General features: G+C 55.4%; 6 protein-coding genes and 1 pseudogene. 4 read left to right on the top strand and 3 right to left on the bottom strand.

Annotated elements, in window-relative coordinates; translation table 11 throughout:
- Positions 1-80: 80 nt before the first annotated feature.
- From HY36_RS07325 to HY36_RS07335, 3 genes are all read right to left on the bottom strand, one after another.
- On the bottom strand, positions 81-359 hold the full coding sequence (locus HY36_RS07325; protein ID WP_035550595.1) for a TMEM165/GDT1 family protein: 279 nt from the start codon (positions 357-359) through the stop codon (positions 81-83).
- Positions 360-459: 100 nt separating this feature from the next.
- Complete coding sequence (locus tag HY36_RS07330) at positions 460-924, bottom strand: rhodanese-like domain-containing protein (RefSeq protein WP_051602602.1); 465 nt, start codon at positions 922-924, stop codon at positions 460-462.
- A 639-nt stretch (positions 925-1,563) separates the two neighbouring features.
- Entirely contained in the window at positions 1,564-2,640 is a 1,077-nt protein-coding gene (locus HY36_RS07335) for a helix-turn-helix transcriptional regulator (protein WP_155841778.1), read from the bottom strand.
- A 174-nt stretch (positions 2,641-2,814) separates the two neighbouring features.
- Here HY36_RS07335 and HY36_RS07340 point away from each other — a divergent pair, with 174 nt between their 5' ends.
- The 4 genes and pseudogenes from HY36_RS07340 to HY36_RS18640 form a co-directional block, all read left to right on the top strand.
- Positions 2,815-4,182, top strand: a complete 1,368-nt coding sequence (locus HY36_RS07340) for a hypothetical protein (protein ID WP_035550600.1) — start codon at positions 2,815-2,817, stop codon at positions 4,180-4,182.
- A gap of 80 nt (positions 4,183-4,262) precedes the next feature.
- On the top strand, positions 4,263-8,390 hold the full coding sequence (locus HY36_RS07345) for a hypothetical protein (protein WP_035550602.1): 4,128 nt from the start codon (positions 4,263-4,265) through the stop codon (positions 8,388-8,390).
- Positions 8,387-9,802 (top strand): S8 family peptidase, encoded by a 1,416-nt coding sequence (locus HY36_RS07350; RefSeq protein WP_081806090.1) that lies wholly within the window; start codon positions 8,387-8,389, stop codon positions 9,800-9,802. The genes HY36_RS07345 and HY36_RS07350 overlap by 4 nt, the downstream gene beginning before the upstream one ends.
- A 154-nt stretch (positions 9,803-9,956) precedes the next feature.
- Positions 9,957-10,151 (top strand): annotated as a pseudogene (locus HY36_RS18640) (hypothetical protein); the annotation flags it as partial.

The following is a 10,151-nucleotide window of genomic DNA, read 5'->3' on the forward strand; positions in this document are numbered from 1 at the left end:
GACATTGATTGGTTATTAGCAGAGATGTCGCCGCGCCCGGCGCTGGGTTCGAGTACCCGGGCCCCTTATGGTTTTGAGTTTCAGGCGCGCTGAAAGTGACCGAGGATCATCCAGGCGCCGATCGCGACAAATCCCAAACCTGCAATCATTTTCAAAGGCAGCATACTTAGCCAGCGCTCTGCGGCCGCTCCTAACATGACGGCGATCGCCGTAGAAGCGGTCAATGCGGCAGTGGCGGCAAAGAACACAAACCATTTGTTCCGATCGCCATCCGATGCAAATAGCAACGTCGCCAGCTGGGTCTTGTCTCCCAGCTCAGCCAAGAAAACGGTTACAAACACAGTGAAGAAGGCTGTCATTTTACGCTTGTTCCCGAATGGCTTGATTGATCGCGTTAGCTAGGGTGACGGGCATTTGCAGCGATTTCTGCTTTTGCCGGAAGGGCGCAGCGACACTCGATCATTCCTCGGTTTTGCCTTCAATGAGCTGCAGCACGCCCAGATCATTCTCCAAGGGCTGGCCGGCCTGCGCCCAGGTCTCAAACCCTTCATGAGCGACAACGCCTTGGTATCCTTGCGCATCAAGCGCTTTTTTGACGAGCGCTGCTCGACTTCCGGTCTTGCAGTAAACAATGATTTCGGCTTCCGCGTCGCGTACTTTTTCGGCGACTTCAAATTCGACTCGGCCGCGTGGGATCCAGATCGCATCCGGAATATGCCCAAGTTCGTATTCGTCTTCGGTTCGCACATCGATCAATATCAGGTCAGGATTTTCGGTCTTTCGCTCCTGAACATATGTGTTCCCAACAAATTCGACCCCATCTTTCGCCGCGTCGACAACCGCGTCGCGGGTCATGGGCTCACCTGCATACGCGGCTGCTCCGAAAATCACGAGCGCGGAAACAGTTAGTATATCTTTGATCATTTATACCTCCTTGGACTATTCTTTCATATTATCAAAGCACGCGTTTGATCTCGGTATCTTCACTTGGCAGTGAGAGGAGACACCTAAGCGCCAAGAAGGGACCGCCATAAACCCGAGCAAAATCAACGCTCCGAAAGGTGGTCCGTTCTGGGCTTTGGGCCAGCTAGGACTCGGGCCATGCGACCCCTGGGCACAATGTCGTCCATTTGCATCATGATCAAGTCTTGGGATTGGCATTCAGTCTTCTGTGCGAAGTCGTTCCGTACGCGCCGCAAATCTTATAGCTCAAATATCCCAAGAGCGGACGTTACGAGCGGCTGTTCTGGGGCGAATTTAAGCCGCTGGGCTAATGTCCGCTTTCGGTGTCAAAGCAGACATTAGTCAAGCGATCACTTTGGGTTTGCTTGCACCTGAACAGCAGACATAGGTGGAATACTGCCTGACGTAGGCTTTTGGTCGAGAGCGAATTTTCACTTGCTAGGGCTTATTTCGAACAGACCGTCCATCACGAAACTTGCCATCGAACATACGTTTTAGGTGTTTCGAAGATTTCCGAACACTTCGTCAATCAGCAGTAGCGGCCCCCTCGAGCCCCAATTCACGTTCGAGTGCAGCGTTGGCTCTCGCGCCGGCGGTCGCTTAAACCAACTTTGTCAATTCGGCGACGAGCTGGGCTTGGCGTTGGGTCTCGGTCTTCGCCAACAAGGACTTCATCTGATTTCGTGCAGTGTGAATGCTCTTGCCGTGCTGCGAGGCGAATTCTCTGACTGATCCACCATCAAGCAAGTGACCCGCTAGATGGCTTTCTGTGACGGTAAGCGAATAGCGCTCCCTGAGAAGAGAGAGGAGTTGTTTCTGACTGGGCTGTATTTGCCTGATCATGCAGATGGTTTTGCCCTGTCGGGCCTCGCTGAACGCCTGGCGTTTCGCATGCGGCGGCCTATGGATGGTGATCTCGATTGCGCACCGATACTGAGGCACAACCACTTGTTTCTGAAAGACAGGAGTCTCGCTTGCCTGCCAAAATCTCTCGGTCGCCAACTTTAGGGACATGGAAATCTGGTCTCGGAGTTCCGGTGATGTCGCTAACAGACGATCCGCGTGCCTGTTCTGAGCCTGCAACTCGCCACTTAGGGTGGCCGCAATCAACCCAATTCCGTTTTGCGCGAGAACCACATCATCTCGAAGCACTCTTTCGCGTGCCTTTCGCAAGCCATTATCGATATGCAGGCCACGCTTTACGTGCCTCGCGATCACCCCGAACTGGTGCCGAACAGACCTGTCGAAGGCGCCAAATCGGTCGTCGCGCATGAGGACGAAAGTATATTTTCGTCGACCTGGGCCATTGAGCAACCATACAATTTGGGACCCTATTCCATTCGGAATGAGATATTCATGATGAACGGGGCAAGGCTCATCAGCTTCATCGTCGATCAAATCAAGTCCAGTAATGTCTCGGTCTTGCGGCAGCTGCAGCAATCGCACAATTTGGGTGTCGAGAGTAACGAAAGTGTCAAAGTATTGCTGGTGGATCTCCTGACTGAGGCGCCCTGAAACCGCCTTCGTGAGAAACCGCCCTTCGTCATCACTGGCATACAATGCCGCATCGGTCGCGCCGAATGCATCTGCGATTTGCAACAATGCTTGCTGCCACCCTCTGTCGACCAAAGGTGCGTCATAAATCGTGTCTAGAAGCTGTTCACGCAAACCGGTCACTCTGTGCAGTTTGTTGTGATCATAGCAGCAAAACGCAATTTTGCGAAAATCTTCGTAAGGCAGACCGCGTGGGCACCGCGTGACCTGGCACTTTCATAGCCCATTTGGATCATGTGCTTTCGATTGAGTCGCTTACTCTGCAGGTTAGAGATTTGCCTGAAATAGGGGACAAAAATGGGTCGAATTCTGTCAGCTTCCATACTCGCCAAAGCACTCGTGCTCGTGGCATTCGCTGCGTTCTGGTCGATGTCGGCCTGGGCAGCTTATGTTCAGACCGTAACATTGACGGGTGAAGGGGCAGAAGAAGTCCCCACACAAACAATCAGTTTCGCACCAGCGACCGGAACTGTCGAGAGTATTGAAGTTGTTGAACCCGAAGACGAGAATGATGACCGAGTGTTCCTCATCATTACCATGTCAGATGATGCCACGATGGAAGGCGCGCTGACGGTCGGCGAAGGCGAGGAAGCCAATGTCATCAGCACGCCAGCCCTTTTGGATGGCGAATCGCTGAGCATCGATGTTGGTGCTGGAACAACCACAATTTCCGGCACGCCGTCGGTGTCGGGGTTTAATGATCCTCTGATCGGGCAACCGAGTTGGGGGCTGCATTTGGGGGCCGGTATACGAGAGGTCGATACACCAGAAGTCGGATTCGGGCTGGTGCTGCGTGGTGGGCTGGAATCCTTTGTTTTGGTGACAGAGCCGGAAGCAGAGCTGGAGACCCTCACGGGCGGCTTCTTCTATAATGACCCGAATGTCGGGGGTTTTTCACTCAGTTTCGAGTACGGAGAGGATGATAGCGAGTTTAGCGGAAGTGTTGCCACGGGCACGGACGTAACAGGCAACGTCAATCTCGATTTCAATCCGAATGATAACACGACCGGAATCCTGTATGGCGCGTCGGGTCTCGATGTTCAGGTGCGCAATGAAGTCGAATTCTGGCGCATTGGCGGCACTTACTTTCCGACTAGCAAATGGGATCTCGCGGGAGGCATAAAGTGGACCCCAAAGGTGGAGTTCACTCATCTTGAGCAAACATCATGGGGCGTTTCTTCACCGACTGCCTTCTCTGGAGATATCTCCGATACGCGTAGCGTTTCAATTGAGGGAGACTATCTCGATCTCGGAGTTGATCTTTTCCGCCCGTTCTATCTGAACGAGAATTTCAAATGGTGGCCGCGCGTCGAAATTGGCGCCCAGCACGCAAATCTGGAGCTCAATGCCCGCCAGGATTTTGTCTGTATTCCTTGCGGTACGGGTGGAGACTTTCAATTGGAGGTGAATTCGGAAGATGATCTGTTTACCTGGTATGCTGGCATCGGTGCAGGGGCGGCTTTCATGTTTGATACCAACAGGACCGGCACACCAGACGTTATGCTCTATGGCGACGCGGGCTATCGGACGCGCGGCGATGGCTTGAATATCTTCATTCCGAGCTCAGGTGATGATCTGTTCGTGGATAATCGCCCGGCCATGGTCACCGATGATGGCGATTTTGACGAGACCGTGTTCAGGGTCGGGATCGTCAAGAGCTTTTAGACCCCGGTTTGAGGCGGCGTGTCGCGAGCGGGCGCCGTCTCATCTGTCCACTTATTGGGGCTGGGAACGGGACTCCATTCATGAGATTTGCGCTTAGATTGATCTGTTTGACTGCGGCCTTCGCAATCGCGAGCCTTGCAGCTAACGCGGAATCTGAAGCCAAGGAATTACAGCGCCTGTTCAGTGCACTCGATAATGATGTCAGCGATCTGCTTGGCGAAGTTGCGGGCTTTTCCCTCCAGTCGAACTACCAGTGCCCGCCCGCCACCCCCAATAAGGAGCAAGATGGTGTAAAACTCTCGGGCTTCGCCACGCGACATCTCAGGCTGCGTATGCGTATGCGGGTCATCAAGACCAAGAATGAGCAATACGGCCGTTCCGGCGAAGGTCAGATCGGACGCCAGATCAAGTTCGGGTTTCTTGACTCTGACAAGGACACGGGAAACCTTGAAGCTGGGGTCGACCTTACACGGCGGGACACGACCGTCGCACCGGATGACATTAAACGTGTGGAGGGGAACCTCGACGGGATCCGCGATGGCGTCCGACAATTGCAACGTGACCTTGGCCGCGCGCCTCCTCCCGACCAGGATTGTGACCCGGCCGCCGATCCGATCGCATCCGTCACCGTCACGCCTCCCGGCGCCGTGGAACCGGGGGCGGTCCTGAATATTCCAGTCTCAGCGACAACACTGAGCGGCAAAGCTGTCACAATCACGAAGATCACGGTTACAGGCGCCGGAGCAATCGCCGAGCCTGGTGTGACACCCGCATACACAGTCAATGGCATCAATACCGCTGCGGGAAACATACGCATTGCCGTTGCAAAGATCCGTGCCGACCGCAGTTATAATATCCGCGTCGATGTGGAAGGGCGTCCGGTTGGCGTGCCCGGTCCCGGCTTTACGACGGGTCGCCAGAATGCCGCTGTCTCAATCAAAAATGTTGCGCCCGAGATCACCAGTACCGCATTTTCGTTCAGCGTTGAGCCTGGAGATACCGTTTCCATCGATGGCGAGATCACGATTGTCGACCGGAACGCCGACACCAATAATGGCAATGAGATTGATCGCAATCGCGTACGCCTTTCGGATCACCCGACTGACCTGAAAACAAGCCCTCGAAACGCCTTTAACCGCTGGTCATCAAAGTCACAGACGAGCTTTGACCCGAGCAAAGGCGAATATGTCTTCAAGGTGAAACGCGAGGGCATAATTGAAACACCTCACCCACACGGCGTATTTGCGCCAAACATCCAGGTGACCGACACTGGAACCCCTCAGTTAACGACGACCCAACCGGTCGAGATCACGGTTGAAAATGTCGCTCCAGAAGCATTCCTGAGACCGACGCCTCGCGACGCCTTTCACTCTGATGACAATTTGCCGGTCGGTCTTGTGGGTACGATCCGCGATCGCAACGGCGCTGATGATGTTGTAACAATCGAGATTGATGCACGTGCTGCTGGTGGACAGGTCTATCGTCTGTCAAACGGCTCAATCCGGAAAACCAGCAGCGACGATCAAGGTTTCAGTTTTCGGATCAATCCAGAAACGTTTGCGCACACACGCAACAGTGGGACGCACAAGATCAGCGGACGCGCTGAGGACGGACCTGGACCGAACAGCAGCGCGCCGAACACAGTCAGGTTCGAGACGGAGATCAAGATTGGCAATGATCCTCCGACGGTCGGGGCGATCGGCTACATGACCGGAACGGAACTCGTGATCCTGAAAGAGGTATGCCCGCGTGGTCTCATCACAGTCGGGGCGCAAATCCACGACCGCGAGAACGACAAGGTCAAAGTCACGGCCACGATATTGCCGGGCGGTTCACCTGAAGAAATGACGCTGAATCCGGGGTCGAGCACCTACACCCTCGTCACGCTCGCGCCAGACAAGCCTGGGCAATACACCATTCGCTTCGACGTTGTCGAAACCGCCACGAATGAGAAGAAGAAAGCGGCTCGGTCAATTGAGTTGGTTGTAAAGCCTTGTGGTCTGGAGGAGGAACATCCTCAAGCAGCCGCTCCAGCCGCTCCAGTGGAGGTCGCCATCGCAGGCAATCCCGGTTCTGACGTCCAAGTCCAGCCTGTGCCACCCGCCTTACCAGGGCAGACCTCGCCAGATCTGGCCGCCGCTGCTGCCCTTTCAGAGCTATTCTATTATGGTTGGGTGCTCGACCAGTATTCGGGCACATATGATGATCCACAAAACTCGATCACGTCGACGATGATCGACGAGATATTCTATCCGTATTTAGCTTGGAGACCGATCTGGCAGGATTACGCTCTGCTGGAAGACTATAAGGGCGTGCCTCCGGTTTGCGGCGCAGGCCCTGGGACGGGACCAATGTTTGATTTAGGGCAGGGCGGCCCCGAACAGGCAATTGGCGCCATTGATGAACTCAATCAGGACCTCGCAAAACTGATTGAGAGTATGCTGACAGGCGGAGATCTGTATCAGGAGTTGGTTGTCGAGGACTTTCTCAACCAGATGGCGCTGGAATTCGGTGATCAAGTGCCCATGCTGAAGAATGGCTCAGTAGTTCCGCGGAACTCAGCAGCGCCTCAGAATGCCACCACAGATACGGCTGCCGCACGTGCCAAAACCAGAGCGCAGCTGCAATCTCAATATGACGCTTTGGTCGAGCGACAAAACCGTCTCAATGCTTCGCGCGTTGGCTTTGAGGAACAGTTAGCGACAGCAATCGAGAATAGCGACGACAAGCGCGTCACGCAAATCAGGGGCTTCCTCAATGAGATAACCGACTTGCAAGCCGGGATTCACGCGCAAACAACTCCAATCGCTGAACAGCTGAATGCTCTCGATCGGCCTCAGCAGGAAGCCCAGGCACAAGAACTCTCGAGCATAACGGACGAGATCAATCAGGCCGCCTGGGACACTATCGCAACGCGCTACGGGTTCGACACCAGTGTCCAGGACGCTAAACAGTGGACGACCTGGGTGACGCGCTGGATGTCGGTGGGGAGTGGCTTGTCCTATGACAATGACAGATTGGTCCGCATGTCCGAATTCTCGCTGATTTCGGCCGAGGAGAAGCTCAATATTGTTGATGGACTCTTGGAAGATGTCGACCCCGGATCCTTTAGAGAAACCGTGCTCAATCGCAAGAAAGGTCAATTCGAAGCGCAGCGCGATTCCGCGCAGCAACACCTGGACTCGCTCGACAACATTACCAAGGCCGGGTTCGTTGTCGATATCGGCCTTTATGCCAGCGGCGGCGTCCTGATAAATGCCGGTCGAAAAATGATTGTTGGTGGCACCTCCCGCGTACTAGGCACTCAGGCTGCAGAACGCACGGCAATCGCGCTCGATACAGGGGTCGTACAACTCACCAAGCAGGCAACCGGACGCGCAACGACGAGCGCAGCTGCGGGCACAACGGGGGCCGCGACCAGTTCCGCCACAAGCGCGACAATCCGCGAGGGGAGCGAAGCGGCATTAGGAGGATCTTCTGAAGCCGCAACAGGTGTTTTCAACACGGCGCAGGCCGCGGCAGAGCACGGTCACCGTTTTGGAGCTCAGAGCATGGATGAAGCTTGGCAGGCGTTTGAAGCCGCAAGAATGGCCGCAGGGATCGAAGCACCGACCGGACTGGGAACAGCGAGCAGAGAATGGCTACAGCTTTGGTACAAATTCTCTGACGATGTTTTCAATGGAACCGTCGGCGCTGCTGACGATGTGATACGGGCGGGCGGTGATGAAGCTATGGATGCCTATTGGGCTCTGGAGCGCGCGGGAGCGCAAGGACGTCAGGCCTTCCGTTCCGAAGCCGGGCAAGCTGCTGCTCAGCACTGGGACGATTATTTCCAGAACCTTGCCAACCAGCCCGACCGGGTGGGAGCGCTGAACCAAGCGCGTGAGGTCGCCGGTCAGCGCGGCAGAAACCGATTGGCGGAACTCTGGCGGGAAGCACAGTTGGAGAGCTGGCTGCAGGGCTCCGAGTTTCTAGGTCTCTCACCTCTTTTATTTGGCCTTATGACGCAGGATGCCGCAGCTGCGGACGCGCCGCAGACCAAACTCGGGACGGATGGTCGAGCCGAGCTGAACTGGCAAATTGGGACATCGCTCAGCATGACCCCTAAATTCTCGCTGAGCCTGAGCGGCGGGGGAGCCTATGAGCAGTACGATCCAAACTGGCAGGCATTAGGGCCGTGCCTGGAGAAGAAGGCGGCGGCTCAATGACCTGGCGTCTTCTCGTCCTAATTCTACTTGCAAGAGGTCTTGGTCTCACTGCCGCAGGGCAGGATAACACGCCGCGAATTGGGGATCCCTATTTCCATTCATCCGGATCATGGGGACAGGCTTTCCGTGACCAATGGGCTTTTGAGGCAATCGGGATGGGGGATCCGAACGGGGTCTGGGACGCGCTCGGTGAAACACCGAGTCCGGTAATTGTCGCGATGATCGACACCGGGATCGACTGGAACCATCTCGATTTGTCGTGGGGAAGCCTCTGGGTCAATGAAGACGAAGTCATCGGCAACGGCATAGACGATGATGGCAATGGCTATGTTGATGATCAAATTGGCTGGGACTTCATGGCCAGTACGAACCAGCCTTGGGACTATGATGGTCATGGTACTTTTACAAGCGGTCTGATCGCGGCTGAGGTGAACAATGGCATCGGGATGACGGGGATGAACCCCTATGCACGCATCATGGTACTAAAAGCGGTCAATAATTTCGGGCGAACCCGAACAGCTTACGTCACTGAGGCGATTCGCTATGCGGTTGATAATGGCGCACGCGTAATCAATCTCAGTTTGGGAGGCCCCGCTGCACCCGAACTGGAGACCGTGGCGCTCGAATATGCCGCAGAGAAGAATGTCCTGATCGTCGTCGCTGCTGGCAACGAAGGACAGGAACTGGCAGATTATGCTTTCGTCAATCACCCTGCCGTGATCACAGTCGCTGCGATCGGCGAGAATGGCGAACGCGCCCCTTTTTCCAATTGGGGACCGCAAATCTCGATCGCGGCCCCCGGCGAAGACATTCTGTCGCTTAGAGCGCGCGGGACTGACACTCTTCTGAACCTGACGGTCGCCTATCAGCGCGGATCAGCGATCGTTGGTCCGGATAAACGCTACTACCAAGCGACGGGAACATCCTTTGCTGCGCCGCTCGTCACAGGCGCCGCGTCATTGCTCTGGTCGCGAGACCCTTCCCTCAGCGCCCAGCAGGTGCGTCAGCTTTTACTTCAGTCAGCACAGGATATAGGGGCTGCGGGCATTGATCAGTTCACAGGTTATGGGGCGCTCGATGTTGGAGCGGCGTTGGGCGCAGACCCCAACGCCTCGATTGTCGCCGACATATCCGGCGTACGTGTTGTGCAGGGCGCGAACGGACCAGCCGCCGAAATCATTGGCACTGCAGAGTCAGACGAACTGGAAAGCTACATCGTTGAGATCGGTGAAGGCGAGGCCCCCGAACGTTGGAAGCAGGTCGCACAAGGTCGCACCACGGTGAGCAAGACTGTTCTGGCCACCATAAATGCCGGTGAGTTCGCAGGGGCGTCTGTCTGGACGTTACGATTGGTGGTCAAGCGCTCCGGCGGACGGACTCAAGAAACGCTATTTCGTTTGGCTCTGGGCTGATGGCAGCGGTTGACCCAAAGCTGACATAGGCGAGCGCCATAAAACGCCCTAAACGGACGCTGGTGGCCCGCAGTTCTTGAGCGAAACTCAAACGCGCAGTAGAGATTGATGTCGCCGCACTTTACATGCAACATTGTTGTTGCATATACAAAGGATGGGCATTCCATTTGATCCACAACTCAGCCGCGTGTTTCGCGCCTTGGGCGACGATACGCGGTTGCTGATCCTTGATGAACTGCGCAGGCGCAATGATCAGACATTGTTTGAAATATGCGCTCGGTTGTTTGAAGAGTATTCGGTCACACTCTCACGGCAAGGCTGCTCTGCCCCACCGAGGTGGTCCACCGGT

Origin of the sequence: Hyphomonas atlantica corrig., assembly GCF_000682715.1 — a bacterium.
Classification (GTDB): Bacteria; Pseudomonadota; Alphaproteobacteria; order Caulobacterales; family Hyphomonadaceae; genus Hyphomonas; species Hyphomonas atlantica.